At 71.0% G+C, this 15,760-nt stretch carries 19 protein-coding genes; 7 read left to right on the top strand and 12 right to left on the bottom strand.

The genetic code is table 11. The features are described 5' to 3' along the window. Positions 1 to 59: 59 nt before the first annotated feature. The 3 genes from V8J36_RS09810 to V8J36_RS09800 form a co-directional block, all read right to left on the bottom strand. Positions 60 to 803 carry a M48 family metallopeptidase gene (locus V8J36_RS09810; protein WP_336467111.1) on the bottom strand — a complete coding sequence of 248 codons (744 nt, stop codon included), beginning with the start codon at positions 801 to 803 and terminating at the stop codon, positions 60 to 62. Then, a complete protein-coding gene (locus V8J36_RS09805; protein WP_336467110.1) occupies positions 803 to 1,387 on the bottom strand; it encodes a retropepsin-like aspartic protease family protein in 585 nt (194 codons plus the stop codon). The genes V8J36_RS09810 and V8J36_RS09805 overlap by 1 nt, the downstream gene beginning before the upstream one ends. Before the next feature lie 67 nt (positions 1,388 to 1,454). After that, positions 1,455 to 2,096, bottom strand: a complete 642-nt coding sequence (locus V8J36_RS09800; protein ID WP_336467109.1) for a MarC family protein — start codon at positions 2,094 to 2,096, stop codon at positions 1,455 to 1,457. 203 nt (positions 2,097 to 2,299) lie between these two features. Here V8J36_RS09800 and ndk point away from each other — a divergent pair, with 203 nt between their 5' ends. Both ndk and V8J36_RS09790 read left to right on the top strand, forming a co-directional pair. Further along, positions 2,300 to 2,722, top strand: coding sequence for a nucleoside-diphosphate kinase (gene ndk / locus V8J36_RS09795; RefSeq protein WP_336459593.1), 423 nt, complete (start codon positions 2,300 to 2,302; stop codon positions 2,720 to 2,722). Between the two features lie 195 nt (positions 2,723 to 2,917). After that, positions 2,918 to 3,457, top strand: a complete 540-nt coding sequence (locus V8J36_RS09790; protein ID WP_336467108.1) for a hypothetical protein — start codon at positions 2,918 to 2,920, stop codon at positions 3,455 to 3,457. A gap of 377 nt (positions 3,458 to 3,834) precedes the next feature. Here the strand turns inward: V8J36_RS09790 and V8J36_RS09785 are convergent, their stop codons facing one another. The 5 genes from V8J36_RS09785 to V8J36_RS09765 form a co-directional block, all read right to left on the bottom strand. Beyond that, positions 3,835 to 3,978, bottom strand: coding sequence for a hypothetical protein (locus tag V8J36_RS09785; protein WP_336467107.1), 144 nt, complete (start codon positions 3,976 to 3,978; stop codon positions 3,835 to 3,837). A gap of 139 nt (positions 3,979 to 4,117) precedes the next feature. Further along, positions 4,118 to 4,582 (bottom strand): RrF2 family transcriptional regulator, encoded by a 465-nt coding sequence (locus tag V8J36_RS09780; RefSeq protein ID WP_336467106.1) that lies wholly within the window; start codon positions 4,580 to 4,582, stop codon positions 4,118 to 4,120. Positions 4,583 to 4,706: 124 nt separating this feature from the next. Next, a complete protein-coding gene (locus tag V8J36_RS09775; protein ID WP_336467105.1) occupies positions 4,707 to 5,654 on the bottom strand; it encodes a site-specific tyrosine recombinase XerD in 948 nt (315 codons plus the stop codon). 53 nt (positions 5,655 to 5,707) lie between these two features. Further along, complete coding sequence (locus V8J36_RS09770) at positions 5,708 to 7,369, bottom strand: hypothetical protein (protein ID WP_336467104.1); 1,662 nt, start codon at positions 7,367 to 7,369, stop codon at positions 5,708 to 5,710. Continuing rightward, on the bottom strand, positions 7,356 to 7,508 hold the full coding sequence (locus V8J36_RS09765) for a hypothetical protein (protein WP_336467103.1): 153 nt from the start codon (positions 7,506 to 7,508) through the stop codon (positions 7,356 to 7,358). Before V8J36_RS09765 ends, V8J36_RS09770 begins: the two co-directional genes overlap by 14 nt. 251 nt (positions 7,509 to 7,759) lie before the next feature. Here V8J36_RS09765 and V8J36_RS09760 point away from each other — a divergent pair, with 251 nt between their 5' ends. Then, entirely contained in the window at positions 7,760 to 8,332 is a 573-nt protein-coding gene (locus V8J36_RS09760) for a shikimate kinase (protein ID WP_336467102.1), read from the top strand. 11 nt (positions 8,333 to 8,343) lie between these two features. After that, the gene (gene aroB, locus V8J36_RS09755) at positions 8,344 to 9,465 is read left to right on the top strand and encodes a 3-dehydroquinate synthase (protein WP_336467101.1); all 1,122 of its coding nucleotides are present in this window, start codon (positions 8,344 to 8,346) and stop codon (positions 9,463 to 9,465) included. 76 nt (positions 9,466 to 9,541) lie between these two features. Here the strand turns inward: aroB and V8J36_RS09750 are convergent, their stop codons facing one another. The 4 genes from V8J36_RS09750 to V8J36_RS09735 all read right to left on the bottom strand — a co-directional run bounded on the left by V8J36_RS09750 (position 9,542) and on the right by V8J36_RS09735 (position 12,193). Next, positions 9,542 to 9,835 carry a DUF1330 domain-containing protein gene (locus tag V8J36_RS09750; RefSeq protein WP_336467100.1) on the bottom strand — a complete coding sequence of 98 codons (294 nt, stop codon included), beginning with the start codon at positions 9,833 to 9,835 and terminating at the stop codon, positions 9,542 to 9,544. Between the two features lie 102 nt (positions 9,836 to 9,937). Continuing rightward, positions 9,938 to 10,894, bottom strand: a complete 957-nt coding sequence (locus V8J36_RS09745) for a methyltetrahydrofolate cobalamin methyltransferase (RefSeq protein ID WP_336467099.1) — start codon at positions 10,892 to 10,894, stop codon at positions 9,938 to 9,940. Between the two features lie 3 nt (positions 10,895 to 10,897). Beyond that, entirely contained in the window at positions 10,898 to 11,797 is a 900-nt protein-coding gene (locus V8J36_RS09740) for a methylenetetrahydrofolate reductase (RefSeq protein WP_336467098.1), read from the bottom strand. A 99-nt stretch (positions 11,798 to 11,896) separates the two neighbouring features. After that, positions 11,897 to 12,193, bottom strand: a complete 297-nt coding sequence (locus tag V8J36_RS09735; RefSeq protein WP_336467097.1) for a virulence factor — start codon at positions 12,191 to 12,193, stop codon at positions 11,897 to 11,899. Between the two features lie 211 nt (positions 12,194 to 12,404). Between V8J36_RS09735 and V8J36_RS09730 the strand changes: the two genes are divergently transcribed. The 3 genes from V8J36_RS09730 to V8J36_RS09720 all read left to right on the top strand — a co-directional run bounded on the left by V8J36_RS09730 (position 12,405) and on the right by V8J36_RS09720 (position 15,538). Continuing rightward, the gene (locus V8J36_RS09730) at positions 12,405 to 13,526 is read left to right on the top strand and encodes a Ppx/GppA phosphatase family protein (RefSeq protein WP_336467096.1); all 1,122 of its coding nucleotides are present in this window, start codon (positions 12,405 to 12,407) and stop codon (positions 13,524 to 13,526) included. Positions 13,527 to 13,667: 141 nt separating this feature from the next. Further along, on the top strand, positions 13,668 to 14,474 hold the full coding sequence (locus tag V8J36_RS09725) for an RlmE family RNA methyltransferase (RefSeq protein ID WP_336467095.1): 807 nt from the start codon (positions 13,668 to 13,670) through the stop codon (positions 14,472 to 14,474). Positions 14,475 to 14,479: 5 nt separating this feature from the next. Continuing rightward, positions 14,480 to 15,538, top strand: coding sequence for a hypothetical protein (locus V8J36_RS09720; protein ID WP_336467094.1), 1,059 nt, complete (start codon positions 14,480 to 14,482; stop codon positions 15,536 to 15,538). The last annotated feature ends 222 nt before the right edge of the window (positions 15,539 to 15,760 follow it).

Raw genomic sequence — 15,760 nt, 5'->3', positions numbered from 1 at the left:
TTCCCGGCCCGCCGGGGGGATTCTCGCCCATGGGCGGGCTTGCGCAAGCCGGTGGATGGTTACGATTTTTTCGGGCCAGTGGAACCGTCGGTGGAACCACTGGCCGATCCGTCGGTGGAGCCGCCAAGCTTCCAGCGCTTCAGGTTCGCCTCGATCGCGGCGATGCGCTCGGGCGTGGCGGGGTGGCTCAGCAGCCAGGCGGGAAGGGTGCGGCGGTTGCCGGTCAGCCGGTCGAGCTTGCGGAACAGGCTGATCTGCGGCCCGGCACCGATCCCGGCCTTGACCAGAAGCGCCGTGGCCCAGCGGTCGGCCTCGTATTCGTCGCCCCGCGACAGCCGGGCCGAGACCAGCCGCACCAGCCCGTCGACCAGCATCGGGCCAAGGCCGGGGATCAGCCGGCCGATGACCGTCATCAGCAGCATCCGCACCGCGTTCTGGCCGGTGAAGTCGATCATCCGCCGCCGGGCATGGCCCAGTGCCACATGGCCCATCTCGTGCGCGACGACCGAGGCGAGTTCCTCGGGCGTGATCTCGCTGGTGCGGAAGCGGGCGAGGAAGCCCTCGGTCAGGAAGATCCGCCCGTCGGGGGCGGCAAGCCCGTTCACCGCCGGGATCCGGTAGAGCCTGACCGGGATCTTCGCCACGCCGGCGGCCGCGGCCAGCCGGTCCAGCACCGGGGCCAGCCGCGGATCCTCGAGCGGGACCGAGTTGCGCGAGAGCTCGGCCTTGGTGCGGCGCGCCGAGAGCTGCCACATCAGCAGCCCGTAGCCCAGCATCAGCAGGATCGGCAGCAGCTTCAGCATCAGCGGGTCAGGATCATCTGGCGGGCGCGGATCTCGAGGCTGGCGAAGCGCGAGAGATAGCCCATCCCCAACAGCGATTCGTCCAGCGCGCCATCGGTGACGGTGGCGCGGACGCGGCGGTCCTCGATCCCGCCGAGCACGACCGAGTCGATGCGCACCGGCGCGGTGGCGACGCGGCCGTTGGCGGTCTGGGCGCGGCCGATGAAGGCAAGGTCGGTGGTGTCGATCCCGGCGCGTTCGGCATCGGCGCGCGACAGGACCATGTCGGTCGCGCCGGTGTCGACCACCATCTTCACCGGCTGGCCGTTCAATTCCAGCGTGACGTAGTAATGCCCGTCGGCGCTGACCGGGATCACCACCCGCGCGCCTTCGTCGAACACCGCCTGCCGCGGCATCACCTGCGGCCCGATCTGCTGCCAGAGCCCGTGCGCCGCGATCACCCCGAGGAAGATCAGCGCCCAGGTCAGCAGCTGCGCCGCGGTCTTCGCGAAGTTCGAGCGCAGAAGCACCAGAAGCGTGCCGCCGACCGCAAGGCCGAGCAGTCCCAGATAGATCAGCGACGCGGTATCCTCGGGCGAGAGCATGGGGTCAATCTAGGAAGACGGCGGGGAAATGTCACCGGGCAGGGTCGTGATTCCGCGCGGGCCGCGTTCAGCGCCCCGTCGGCAGCATCCCCACCACGCCCGCGCCGCGCAGCCCGTCGAGCATGAACTGCACCGCCAGCGCCGCCAGCAGCATGCCCAGAAGCCGCGTCACCACCAGCGTGCCGGTGCGTCCCAGCAGCCGCTCGATCGCGCCCGCCAGCAGGAACATCCCCATCACGCAGCCCAGCACCGCCAGCATCACCCCGTGGATCGCCACGACATGGCCGACGCCGCCGCCGCGCTCGCCCGCCAGCAGGATCATCGTCGCCAGCGCGCCCGGACCGGCGATCAGCGGCGTGGCCAGCGGGAAGATCGACGGGTCGTCGGCAAGATCGGCGGCACTTTCCGCCGATTGCCCCTCGCGCCGCTGGGTGCGGCGTTCGAACAGCATGTCGAGCGCGGTCAGGAACAGAAGCGCGCCGCCGGCGATGCGGAAGGCGGGCATCGAGATGCCGATGCCCCCCAGGATGTTCTCGCCGAAGACCCCGAACAGCGTCATCAGCCCGGCGGCGATGGCGCAGGCGCGCAGGGCCACGGCGCGGCGCTGGTGCTTCGACATGCCCTGGGTCAGGGCGATGAACAGCGGCGCGAGCCCGATCGGGTCGACGACGACGAAGAGCGTGACGAAGGCGGTGACGAGATCGGTCATCGCGCCACAGTAGCAGCCCGCGCCCGCAGGTCCATCGCGCCGCAGGGGCAGGCCGGGCAAAGCGCACAGGGGCGAGGCGGGCGGGGGGCAAAGCTTGCGGGGGGCATATCGGCTTTTCATGGCCCGCCCAGCGTGCTAGCAGCCTGCCCAGAATTTCCTCGCCGGATCCGCCGGCGGGGCCTTGCACATGAGGGATGACCACCATGGCCGTCGAACGCACGCTCAGCATCATCAAGCCCGATGCCACCCGCCGCAACCTGACCGGTAAGATCAACGCCAAGTTCGAGGAAGCCGGCCTGCGCATCGTCGCGCAGAAGCGCCTGCACCTGTCGACCGCCCAGGCCGGCAAGTTCTACGAAGTCCACAAGGACCGTCCGTTCTACGGCGAGCTGGTCGAGTTCATGGCTTCGGAACCGGTCGTCGTCCAGGTGCTGGAAGGCGAAGGCGCCATCGCGAAGAACCGCGAAGTGATGGGCGCGACCAACCCGGCCAACGCCGACGAGGGCACCATCCGCAAGGAATTCGCGCTGTCGATGGGCGAAAACTCGGTCCACGGTTCGGACGCGCCGGAAACCGCCGCGCAAGAGATCGCCTTCTTCTTCTCGGGCCTCGAACTGGTCGGCTGAGCCGCCACCGGATCGTCACCGCGACACGACACCGACGCCGCCCCCCGGGGCGGCGTTTCGCGTTCCGCGCGCCGGATCGGTCAGCAGCCCTGCTTGGTCTGGCGCGTGCAGAGGCGTAGACTGCGCGCACTACCGCCGTCGCGCGGTGTCAGCCGCGGGCGGCGATAGCGTAACCCTGACAAGGAGGACGCTACGATGGACCGCCAGAAACTCCAGATGACCGCCGGGGCGTTGATGCTGTTCGCCTCGCAGGCCCTTGGCCAGACGGCCGGGGACACCGCCGACAGCCTGATGCAGCGGCTGAAGGGCGTGGCGCCGGCGGATGTGCTCGACCAGTCGACGCTGATGGCCGACGATGCCGCCGGTGGCATGAAGGTGTTGCGCGAGGGCACCAACGGCTGGACCTGCATGTATCCCGGCACCGACCCGATGTGCGCGGATGCCGAGGCGATGAAGTTCCTGCACGCCTGGATGATGAAGGAGGACCCGCCGAAGACGGTGGGCTTCGTCTACATGCTTTTGGGAGACGAGGGCGCGAGCAACTCGGATCCCTATGCCACGGGCAAGACGGCCGACAACCACTGGGTCGCCGCCGGGCCGCATGTGATGGTCGTGGGGGCGGGGGCGAAGCCGCTTCTGGACAGCTACCCGACCGAGGTGCCGGCGAATGCGGGCCAGCCCTGGGTCATGTGGCCGGGCACGCCCTATGCGCATCTGATGCTGCCGACCGAGTGACCCGCAGGGGCCGGGGCGGCACTCTCTGCGCCCGGCAGCGGGCCGGTGCCCGGTGCCGGTGGGCGTGCGCCCTGTGGCCGGCCAAGGCGGCGGGCCCGGGGACGGTCCGCCGCGACGCGTCTGTCGCGCTGCCGGGCGCTCTGCATCCGAAAGACGCATCGGCAGCGGTCGGATGTCTGTCTGGGGCCGATGGCCGGGGGAGCCGTGCCCGAAGCATCGGGGGCAGGGCCGTCCGGACCCGCCGGGAGCGGCCGGGGCTTGCGCACCGATACCTCGCCGTTTGCCTGCGCGCGTGTCTGTCCGGGTGCCCTGTCGCGACCCCGGGCGTCATGGGGTCATGGCCGGGACGCCATGACCGCCTGCCGCGGTGCGCTGGCTTAGATCGAGGCCCAGTCGGTGAACTGGGTCGGCGCGCCCATCTGGGTCGGGGCCGAGGTCTGGCCATCCGCCTGCGGGCGGGGGGCGGCGCTGCCCTGCTGCTGGGGTTGCGGGTCGGGTTTGCTGGTTTCGGTCTTGCTCATGGCTTCGTCCGGTTGCTGCTCTGGCCCCCCTCGGGGACCGTTCTCACTGGCCCGTCGGCGTCGAAGCTCGTCTTCGGCGTCTGGGCGGTGAGGCAGATATTTCCGGCCGAATGCGGCGTCAATGGTCCGAATTCAGGCCTCAGACGCGACAAGCCAAGTCATGTTGCGTTCCCGTGAGGTTGCGCAAATGTGCGAGAGCGGCGGGGTCGTCCAGCAGATCGGCCAAAGTCACCTTGTCCAGCGTGGCATAGAAGGCCGCGAGCGCGTTTTCGAGCGCGTTTTTCAGCAGGCAGCGGCCGGAAATCGGGCAGGAGTTGTCGGTGCGGCTGAAACATTCCGTGAAGGGGGTTTCGGCCTCGAATTCGCGGAAGACCCGGCCCACGGTGATGTCCTCGGCCGCCGCGCCAAGGCGCATCCCGCCGGAACGGCCGCGCTGGGTGGCCAGGAAGCCGCTTTGCCCGAGCGCGTTGATGACCTGCGCAAGGTGGTTCTCCGACGCGTTGCAGGCGCGCGCGATCTCGGCCTTGGTGACAAGGCGGTCGTCATGCGCGGCGCAATACATCAGGGCGCGCATCGCGAGGTTGGTTCGCAGTGTCAGGCGCATGGGTGCCTCCCTTCTGGGTTGAGGGAGCTTTAACCCGAGTCGCATTTGCGCAATTTGATCTGGATCAACCGGTGATTTCGCAGCGATTGCCTTCGCATTTGGTGCAACGGCAGCGATCAGGGGCCTAGTCGTCGTCGGAAAGGTCTTCGGCCAGCGGGTGATGGCCCAGCACCAGCGCCTTCAGCCGCTCGTCCACGACGTGGGTGTAGATCTCGGTCGTGGCGAGATCGGCGTGGCCCAGCATCATCTGGATCGCGCGCAGGTCGGCGCCGCCCTCCAGCAGGTGGGTGGCGAAGGCGTGGCGCAGGACGTGCGGCGTGACCCGGACGGGGTCGAGCCCGGCGCGGAGCGCGATGTCCTTCAGCGCGACGAAGAAGCTCTGCCGGGTCAGGTGGCCGGCCGCCCCGCGGGCCGGGAACAGGAAGCGCGAGGCCGGGGCCGGGCGGCCGGGCCGCTTTGCGCGGGCGGCCTCTTCGGCCGCGTCGCGTTCGACCAACCAACAGGCCAGCGCCGCGCGGGCCGGGGTCGACAGCGGCACCAGCCGCTCCTTCCCGCCCTTGCCCTTCACGAGGATCATCTTCGGATCGCCGCGCCCCGCGGCCACGGGCAGCGACACCAGCTCGCTCACCCGCATGCCGGTGGCATAAAGCAGCTCCATCAGGCAGCGGGCGCGGGTGCGGTCGGCTTCGGTCCGCCCGGTCTCGGCCGCGGCGGCGATCAGCGCCTCGACCTCGGCCTTCGACAGGGTCATCGGCAGGCGCTTGTCCTTGCCGGGGCCCGACAGGCGGATCGCCGGATTGTCCTCGCGCCAGCCTTCCTCATGGGCGAAGCGGTACAGCTGGCGGATCGCGGCCAGCCGCCTGGCACGGGTCGATTTCGACAGCCCGTCGGCATCGAGCCGCACGAGATAGTCCTCGACCGCCTCGCGCGGGGCGTCGTGGAAATGCAGGCCGCGATGCACGAGATAGCCCGCGAAATCCTTGAGGTCGCGGCCATAGGCCAGCCGGGTGTTGACCGCCGCGTCGCGCTCGGCCGCCTGCGCGTCGAGAAAGGCCGAGATCCACATCTCCATCGCCCGTCCGGCCGCGGGGGAACGGGGGGCGGGGGAAGAAGGGGGCGGCGCGGTCATCCGCGCCGTTCCAGCAGCAGGAATTCCAGCGCGGCGCGGCGGGCGGTGTCCTCGAAGCCCGCGGCGCGCAGCACCTTCAGCCCGCGCGTCACCTCGCGCAGATCGCCGCGCGAACCCTGGGTGATCTGTTCCATCGCCGCCAGCACCGCCTCGCCGACCCGGTTGCCGGCCAGCAGCGCCGCGTCCGAGGCCTCGGGCGCCGCCCCGCGCGAGAAGGCCGCGCGCACCGCGGCCCCGCGCTGGTCGGGCTGCACCAGCCCGGTGACATCGCCCTTGGCGAGCCCGATCAGGAAGGATTCGACCCCGTCCGCCGGTGCCCGCGCCTGCGCGACGCTTTCATAGGCGGGCGACAGCAGCCCGGCGCGGAACGCGGTCTCGCCCGCCTCGCCGCGCAGGCCAAGCCCGGCCAGCTTCTCGCCATAGACCTCGGCGAAGGGCACCTCGAGCTCGGCGGTGCTCATCGCGGTCCAGGCAAGGGGCAGGGCGTCGTAGATGGCGTCCGAGCCATCGGCCAGCGCCGCGTCCAGCGCCCGGATCGCGGCGATCCGGTCCCAGACCCCGCCCGAGGCCGCTGGCGGCCGCTCTGCATAGATCGCGAAGAGCTGGTCGGGGGTGATCGCGCCGGTGCGGGCCAGCCGCTCGGCCGCCTCGGCCCGGGCCTTCCAGCCGACGTTGTCGCGCAGGTCGGACTGCGCGAAGGCCAGCGGCAGCGTCGCGGTGGGCAGCGGCTGGCCGATCGCCTCCATCATCCGCAGCACCAGCGGCGAGACCCGCGCCGGCACCGGCAGCGCCTCGGCGCCGTCGGCCAGTTCGGGGTCGAGGAAGCGGGCCAGAAGATCGGCGCTTTCCGCATCGACCTGTCCCAGCGCCTCGCCGGTGCCAAGGGTCAGCGCCGCCGCCGACCAGTCGCCGCCCCGCGCCAGGCAGAAGATCCGCGCCGGGAAGGTCGGCGCGATGTTCGGCGTCGCGTTCATCGTCGCGCAGGCGCGATCCTCTTCGCCCAGCAGCAGCGAGACGTCGAACCAGCGCCGGAACGGCTCGGGCCGCGGCTCGTCGGGCAGGTTCAGAAGCTCCATCGCCGGATCGAGCGCGCCCAAGTCCAGCAGCTTGTCGACCCGCGCCAGATACAGCCGGCCATCGGCCTGCGCGTCGAAGGGCGGATCGAGTTCGGCCGTCAGCAGCCGGAACAGCAGCTGGCGCAGGCCCGGCAGCATGTCCGCGCGTTCCGAGCCGATGCGCGCGACCAGCGCCTCGGTCGGCGTCTCGCCCCAGAGGTCGCGGGCCAGCCCCGCACGGCGCGCGGGCGTCAGCCCCAGCGCGTCCAGCGTGGTGTCGCCCAAGGGCGTGACGGTGATCGTCTCGGGCGCGGCCTCGGCCGCCACCGGCGGTTCCGCCGGGACCGGGCGCGGCAGCGCCACCGGCGTCGCGACCGAGCGCGACAGCCAGTCGATCGCCGACAGCGGCTGGTTCGCCGCCGCGGTCTGGTCGTCGGCCGGATCGGGCGCGCGCCGGTCAGACGAGAGCCGGTCAGGGACGCCCTGCGCCGCCAGCGGCCCGCCCAAGGCGATAGGCCCCGAGATCAGCGCCGCGATCAGCGCCACCGCGCTCAGGGCGCGCGCCGGAGGACCCGCGACGGGCCTGCGGTCACTGGCTGGCATTCGCCGGGACCGGGGTCAGGTCGACGGGCTTGTGCACCTCGGTGCGCTCGGGCGAGAGATCGCCGAGATAGGCGTATCCGGTCAGTCCCAGGAATCCCACGACCACCAGGAATACAACCAGTTTCAGGATCAGCCCCATTCGTCTCGCCTCTTTGTCCGTCCCGCGGCACCCGGTTGCGGGGCCGCTTCTGCCCGGCCCCCCGTTCTCGGCCCGCCACGTCGCTGCGGCGGGCATCCGGCGGGGGCTGCCGGGCGGATTTATATATGGCATTTCCGGAAGGATCACGCCATTAGGGCGCGACCGGACGACACGGTGTTGCGAGCGGACCTTGACGGGCCCGTGCCAACACCCATGCCGGTGCCGGACGGGCGTCGGGGAGCGCATCGGGAATGGACGGACAGGCGGCGGGGGACCGGGTGAAGGCTAGGCTGCGCAAGACGGTGGTGCTCGTGGGGATGATGGGCGCCGGCAAGACCGCGGTCGGCACCTCGCTCGCGCGGGCGCTCGGCGTGCCCTTCCTCGATTCGGACGAAGAGATCGAGAAGGCGGCGAACCGCAGCGTGGCCGAGATCTTCGCCCGGGACGGCGAGCCGTTCTTCCGCGCCAAGGAGTCGCAGGTGATCCAGCGGCTGCTGACCGGGCGGCCCTGCGTGCTCTCGACCGGGGGCGGGGCCTTCGTCTCGGCCGAGAACCGCGCGGCCATTGCCGAACGGGGGGTTGCGGTCTGGCTCAGGGCCGATCTCGACACGCTGTGGAACCGCGTCCGGCACAAGAGCACGCGGCCGCTGCTGCGCACGCCCGACCCGAAAGGCACGCTTGCGGCGTTGCTTGCCGCGCGGGAACCGGTCTATGGGCAGGCACAGATCACGGTCGACTCGAAGGCCGAGGGATCGATTGACGAGATGACGGCCCGGGTGATCGACGCGCTGAACGCGCAGCCGGGGCTGATCGACAGGACCTGAGAGGCGGGACAATGGACAGGGTGCAGGCAACCGACATCGTGGGCGTCGAGCTGGGATCGCGCTCTTACGAGGTCAGGATCGGCGCGGGGCTTCTCGCGCGGGCCGGCGCCGAGATCGCGGGCCTGCTGCATCGGCCGCGGGTGGCGATCGTGACCGACGCGGCGGTGGCGCCGCTGCATCTGGCGGCGCTGAAAGAGGGTCTGGGCGACATCGCCTCGACCGAGATCGTGCTGCCGGTCGGCGAGGGCACCAAGGGCTGGGAGCAGCTCTCGACCACCGTCGAATGGCTGATCGAGCAGAAGATCGAGCGGCGCGACCTGATCGTCGCGCTGGGCGGCGGGGTGATCGGCGATCTCGCGGGTTTCGCGGCGGCGATCCTGCGCCGCGGCACCCGCTTCGTGCAGATCCCGACCACACTTCTGGCGCAGGTCGACAGCTCGGTCGGCGGCAAGACCGGCATCAACTCGGCCCATGGCAAGAACCTGATCGGTGCCTTCCACCAGCCCTCGCTGGTGCTGGCCGACATCGGGCTTCTGGACAGCCTGCCCGAACGCCACTTCCTGTCGGGCTACGGCGAGGTGGTGAAATACGGGCTTCTGGGCGACCCGGCCTTCTTCGACTGGCTCGAGGCGAACGGCCCGGCGCTGGCGGCGGGCGACCGCGGGCTGCGCCAGCGCGCGGTGCGCCGCTCGGTCGAGATGAAGGCCGGCATCGTCGAGCGCGACGAGACCGAGGCCGGCGAGCGCGCCCTGCTGAACCTCGGCCACACCTTCTGCCACGCGCTGGAAAAGGCCACCAGCTATGGTGACCGGCTGCTGCATGGCGAGGGCGTGGCGATCGGCTGCGCGCTGGCGTTCGAGCTGTCCTCGCGCCTGGGCTACTGCAGCCAGGAAGAGCCCAGCCGCGTGCGCGCGCATCTCAAGGCGATGGGCATGAAGACCGACCTCGCCGACATCCCGGGCGATCTGCCGGATGCCGACGGGCTTCTGGCGCTGATGGCGCAGGACAAGAAGGTGATCGACGGCCGGCTGCGCTTCGTTCTGGCGCAGGGCATCGGCGACGCCTTCGTGGCCGAGAAGGTCGATCCCGCCAAGGTCCGGGCCCTGCTGGCCGATGCGCTGAAGGGCCGCTGACCCGCTTTCGCATTGGCGGAAATATCCCGGGGGTCCGGGGGCAGCGCCCCCGGCCGCCGGATGCCCTTTCGGCGCCTCAGCCGATCTCGCCCCCGAAGATCACCAGTTCCCGCTGCGCCGCCGTCGCCGCCACCTTCCGCGCGGCGACGTAGTCAGGATCGTCGTAGCAGGCCTGCGCGGCGGCAAGGCTCGGGAATTCGACCAGCAGGCAGCGCGACTTGTCGAGCGCCTCGAGCATCCGCGGCGCCTCGGCCCCGCGCCGCACCACCGCGCCGTGCCGCGCCGCGATCGGCGCCCAGAGCCGCCCGTAGTCCGCCTGTGCCGCGGGATCCGTCACCTCGGTGCCGAGGATCAGCCAATAGCCCTTCATCACTGCGTCCTTTCCGTGAAACCGCGGGCATCCTCGCGATTTCCGGCCCGGTGTCGAGATCCGATGTCGGGGCCCGCGGGCGCGCGCCCGCGGGGCGGGGGCTCAGCCCCGCGCCCGCCGCCGGCCGCGCCCGCCGCCCGCGGCCTGCGCCTCGGCCGCGGCGGTGGCGAAGTCGGCGCCGTTGTGCACCGCCTCGATCACCCGGCTGAAGCCGATCCAGGCCGACCCATGGGCATCGTGGTTCATCAGCAGGTTGGCGGCGCGGATCGCCTCCATCTCGGCCGGGCGCACCGGGTTCATGATCGCCGAGGTCATCCCGGCGCCGATCGCCATCGGCAGGAAGGCCGCGTTGACGCCATGGCGGTTCGGCAACCCGAACGAGATGTTCGAGGCGCCGCAGGTGGTGTTCACGCCCAGCTCGTCCCTGAGCCGGCGCACCAGCGCGAAGACCTGCCGCCCGGCGGTCGCCATCGCGCCGACCGGCATCACCAGCGGATCGACGACGATGTCATGGGCGGGAATGCCGAAGTCGGCGGCCCGCTGGACGATTTTTCTTGCGACCTCGAACCTTACGTCCGGATCTTCAGAGATCCCGCTGTCGTCGTTCGAGATTGCCACCACCGGCACGTTGTACTTCTTCACCAGCGGCAGCACCCGCTCCAGCCGCTCTTCCTCGCCGGTGACGGAGTTCAGCAGCGGCCGGCCCACCGCCGCCTCGAGCCCCGCTTCCAGCGCGCCCGGAACACTTGAGTCGATGCACAAGGGCGCGTCGACAAGTCCTTGGACAAGCTCGATCATCTTCCGCATCAGCGGCGGCTCGGTCAGGTTCGGATCGGGGTTCGAGTTGTAGACGACCCCGGCATTCACATCGAGCACCATCGCCCCGCAGGCGACCTGCTCCAGCGCATCCCGCTCGACGGTCGAGAAGTCGCCGGCCTCCAGCTCGGCCGCCAGTTTCTTGCGGCCGGTGGGGTTGATGCGTTCGCCGATCACGCAGAAGGGCTCGTCAAAGCCGATGGTGACGGTTTTCGTTTTTGATTCAAGGACTGTGCGCGACATTGTTCAACCGTTCTGTGAAGAGGTGCGCGCCGAGAGCCACTCGGCCGAGGTCTTGATCCCGCCCAGCGGGAAGATGTGCACCGCCTCGATCCCGAAGCCGGGATGCGCGGCGCGATGCGCGGCAAGCTCGCCCAGCACCTGGTCGGGCTCGAAGGGCAGCATCAGCTTGGTGACGTCGCGCGCCCGGCGCTGCAGCACCCGCAACGAGGGGCCGACGCCGCAGGCGATGGCGAATTTCAGCAGCGTCTGCAGCTTGGCCGGCCCCGCGACGCCGATGTGGATCGGAAAGGCGATCCCCTCGGCCGCCAGCCGCTCGGCCCAGGCGATGACCGGGGCGCTCTCGAAGCAGAACTGCGTCGCGATCGCCATCTCGGCGTCGCTGCGCTCGGAAAAGGCCTGCTTCCAGCGCAGCGCCTCCATCACCATCCGGTCCGAGCCGTCGGGATCGATGTCGCGGTTGCCCTCGGGATGGCCGGCGACATGCAGGCGGCGGAACCCGGCGAAGAGCCCGCTTTCCATCATTTGCATCGAGTTGTCGAAATCGCCCTTCGGCGCCGACAGCCCGCCGCCCAGCAGCAGCGCCTCGCGCACGCCCGCCTCGGCGATATAGCGCGAGATCCAGTCGGCCAGCTCGGCCTTCGAGGCGATGAGCCGCGCCGGGAAATGCGGCATCGGTTCGAATCCCTCGTCGCGCAGGCGCCGGGCGGTGGCGACCATGTCCTCGATCGGGGTGCCGTCGATATGGGCGATGTAGACCCGGGTGCCGGGGGCCAGCAGCGGGCGGAAATCCGGCACCGCGGCGGCGGTGCGCGGCATCACCTCGATCGAGGCGCCGGCCAGGAAGGGCGCGAGGCCCGCGGGCGGCGCGGTGACTTCGGTCTTGCGGAACGGCAGAAGCGACATCGGTCTCCTCCGGTGCGGGGGCGGGTCTTCGGCGTCCCCCTGGGTCATGCGTGCGGTTCGGTCATGCGTTTTCGGGCGGTCGGAACTTCGGGCGGGCGGTCAGTCGCGCCCGCCATTGGCGATCAGCGCCTTCAGGCGGGCGGTGTCGTATTCGGCCTCGAGACTGGCGGCCATCGCATCGGCGGCGGCCGCGTCGCTGTCGCCCGCGGCCTCCACCGCGGCCCGGCGCCATTCGGCCAGATAGGCATCGGTGTCGCGGGCGCCCGAGGCCATCGCGGCCCGGTCGATCGCCTGCTCGAAGCGTTCCGCCAGCACCCGCTTCACCGCGCGCCGGCCGCGGCCGACCAGCACCTGCGCCGGGATGTCGCGCCAGTAGACGATGGTCACTTCGGGCATGCGGGTCTCCTCTCTCTGGGGCGAAGGTGACAGGTCGCAAACCGACAACGTTGCAGATTTGCGACGTTCCCCGGCGTCGGAACGACGAAGCGCGGCGGGCCCGGCGTGCCCCGGAACCGAAGCACGGGTGACGAGTTGTTTCGCCCGCCCTTGCACCGCCCGGTTCAGCCGCTTATTGTTTGCCCTAACACGTATATCGGAGGGCGTTACGATGGCGCCCAGGCGTTCCACGGATGCTGGAGCGCTCCCGAACCCCACGGTCGAGCCCGAGGCATCCACCCGTTCCGAACCCGGTCCGCTCTATGCGGCGCTGGATCTCGGGACCAACAGCTGTCGCATGCTGATCGCCCGGCCAAGGGGCGCGCAGTTTCATGTGATCGACAGCTTCTCGAAGACGGTCCAGCTCGGTCACGGGCTGGAGGCGTCGGGCAAGCTCAGCCGCGCCTCGATGGCGCGGACGGTGCAGGCCCTGCAGATCTGCCGTCGCAAGATCGAGCAGAACGGCGTGCTGCACATGCGGCTCGTCGCGACCGAGGCCTGCCGGCGGGCGAAGAACGCCCGCGACTTCCTGCGCTATGTCCGGCGCGAGACCGGCCTGCCGCTCGAGATCATCGAGCCCGAGGAAGAGGCGCGGCTGGCGGTGATCTCCTGCGCGCCGCTGGTCGAGGCCGCGACCGAGCAGCTTCTGATCGTCGACATCGGCGGCGGCTCGACCGAGCTTGTCTGGATCGACCTTTCGGCGGTGCCCGAGCCCGAGCGGCCGCGCGCGATCATGCGGCTGTCGCAGGGCTTCCGCGCCGCCCCGGTCGAGGGGCTGGCGGCGGCGAAGGTGGTCGACTGGATCTCGATCCCGCTGGGGGTGGCGACGCTCAAGGACCAGTTCGAGGATGTCGAGGACGATGCCGCGCGCTTCGCGCTGATGAGCTGGCATTTCGAAGAGAATCTCGCCGATTTCTCGCCCTACAATGCCGCGCAGTCGCGCGCGGGCTTCCAGATCATCGGCACCTCGGGCACCGTCACCACGGTGGCGGCCAGCCACCTCGGCCTGCGCCGCTACGACCGGGCCAAGGTCGACGGCCTGACGATGACCTCGGACCAGATCGACAGGGTGATCCGCGGCTATCTCGACCTCGGCCCCGAGGGGCGCCGCTCGGACCCGCGCATCGGCCGCGACCGGCACACGCTGATCATGTCGGGCGCCGCGATCCTGCAGGCGCTGATGCGGATCTGGCCCACCGACCGCCTCTCGGTCGCCGACCGCGGCCTGCGCGAGGGGCTGCTCTACGCCCAGATGTCCGCTGACGGCGTGCTCGACACCAGCCTGCCGCTCTGAGAGCCTTCGCGCTTTCGCATTGGTCCAAATATCCCGGGGGAGTCCCGGAACGGGACGGGGGCAGAGCCCCCTCCCTTTGGCCCTTCCTTGCCATGCCGCGCGCGGTTCGCTATCCGGGACGGCAACGAAAGGATCGCCCTCATGGTCAAGTCACCTAAATCCGGCGGCGGCAACACCTCCGGCCGCGGCCAGCGCGAGCTGCGCGTGCGGGTGAAGACCGCCAAGGGCCGCAAGCTCTCCTCGACGCTCTGGCTCGAACGCCAGCTGAACGACCCCTACGTCGTGCGCGCGCGCAAGGACGGCTACCGCGGCCGCGCCGCCTACAAGATCCTCGAGCTTGACGACCGCTTCCGCTTCCTCGTGCCCGGTGCCCGGGTGGTCGACCTCGGCTGCGCGCCGGGCGGCTGGTGCCAGGTCGCGGTCGAGCGGGTGAATGCGCTCGGCGAGAAGAAGAACAAGCGTCAGGGCACGGTGCTGGGCGTCGACCTGCAGGAGGTCGAGCCGATCGCGGGCGCCGAAATCCACCAACTCGACTTCCTCGAAGTGGGGGCCGAGGCCAAGGTGAAGGCCTGGCTCGGCGGCCCGGCCGAGGTGGTGATGTCGGACATGGCCGCCGCGGCCTCGGGCCACAAGGGCACCGACCACCTCAGGATCATCGCTCTGTGCGAAGCAGCGGCGGGCTTCGCCTTCGACGTGCTGGAAGAGGGCGGCACCTTCGTCGCAAAGGTGCTGGCCGGTGGTGCCGAGGATGCGCTGCAGGCGGTGCTGAAGAAGAACTTCACCTCTGTCGCCAACGTGAAGCCGCCGGCGAGCCGCGCCGACAGTTCCGAGAAGTTCGTGGTGGCGATGGGCTTCCGCGGCCGGCGCGACCAGCTCGACCCGGGCGAGGATCTGGCCGATCCGCGCTTCGACATCCAGGACGATCCCTGGGCCGCCGGCGACGAGTGAGCCACGTGGCCGGGCGGCATCGTCTGCGCGTCGCGGGCGCCGAGGTCGAGATCGACCTCGGGCGCGGGGTGCTGACCGATCTGGCGTTTTCCTTCGGCGACCGGGTGATCCGGCCGTTGCATCGCGCGCATTGGGTGGGCGGTCCGGTGCCCGAGGGGCTCGCCCCGGTCGAGGCGGGGCTCGAGGGCGATTTCCTCTCGGCCCCCTTCGGGCGCGATGACATCGCGCCCGGCGGGCCGATCCATGGGCCGGCGGCGAACAGCCGCTGGCAGGTGCTGCACGAGGCGCCGGGGCTGCTGGAACTGGAACTGGTCGCGCCGGTGCGCGGGGCGCGGATCGTCAAGCGGCTGCGGCTCGGGTCCGGGGCGCTGGTCACCGAACACGAGATCCGGGGCGGCGCGGGGCATCTGAGCCTTGCCCATCACCCGATGCTGCGGTTTTCGGCGCCCGGCTGGCTCAGCTATTCGGCCAAACGCGCGGTGCTGACCGGGCAGGGGGTCGAGCCGGGTCGGCATCGGCTGGCGGTGGCCGCGCGGGGGACCGACCTGCGGGCGGTGCCGGGCGTGGCGGGGCCCTGCGACCTGACGCGCTGGCCCTGGGAGGCCGAGGTTGGGGCGGGTCACGAGGATTTCTGCACGCTGGTCGAGGCGCCGGGCGCGGCGCTTGGCTGGACGGCGGCGGTGCGCCCCGACGAGGATGACCTCGTGCTGATCCTGAAGGACCCCGCGACGCTGCCGGTAACGATGCTGTGGCTGTCGAACGGCGGGCGAGACCGCGCGCCCTGGGATGGCCGGCATCTGGGCGTGATCGGGATCGAGGATGCCTGCACCGCCGGCGACGAGGGCAATCGCGCCGCCGCCTCGGGGCGGAACCGGGTCGCGGCCGAGGGCGTGGCGACGGCCCTGCCGCTGGGCGAGGGCGTCCTGCACCGCACCTGGCACGCGATCTGCGCCCTGCCGCGGCCCGCGGGCTGGGAGCGGCTGGCCTCGGTCGCGCCCGCGCCGGGGGGCGTCACGCTGACCTCCGAGGGTGGCGAGCAGCGGGCGGTGACCCTTCCGGTGTGAGCGCCGTGCCCATGAGGCGGCCCGCCTGCTGGGGGCCTGTCGATATGACCCGAACCAGCCGGTCAGACCCTGCGCCGGACCGCGGCCGCTCGGCTGGGCGCGATGCGCGGTCCGGAGCCATCCCTGCGACCGCAGGCGGCGCGGCATGGGTGCGGCGGGACAGGCCGGGGCAGCCGTGAAGGTAGCGGGCGGGCGCCGACTGCGACCATGGTCGTAGCCGGA

Source organism: Frigidibacter sp. MR17.14 (assembly GCF_037095735.1).
Taxonomy (GTDB): domain Bacteria; phylum Pseudomonadota; class Alphaproteobacteria; order Rhodobacterales; family Rhodobacteraceae; genus Frigidibacter.
The sequence above is the reverse complement of the archived record's forward strand: the minus strand, read 5'-3'. Positions and strand labels throughout refer to the sequence as shown.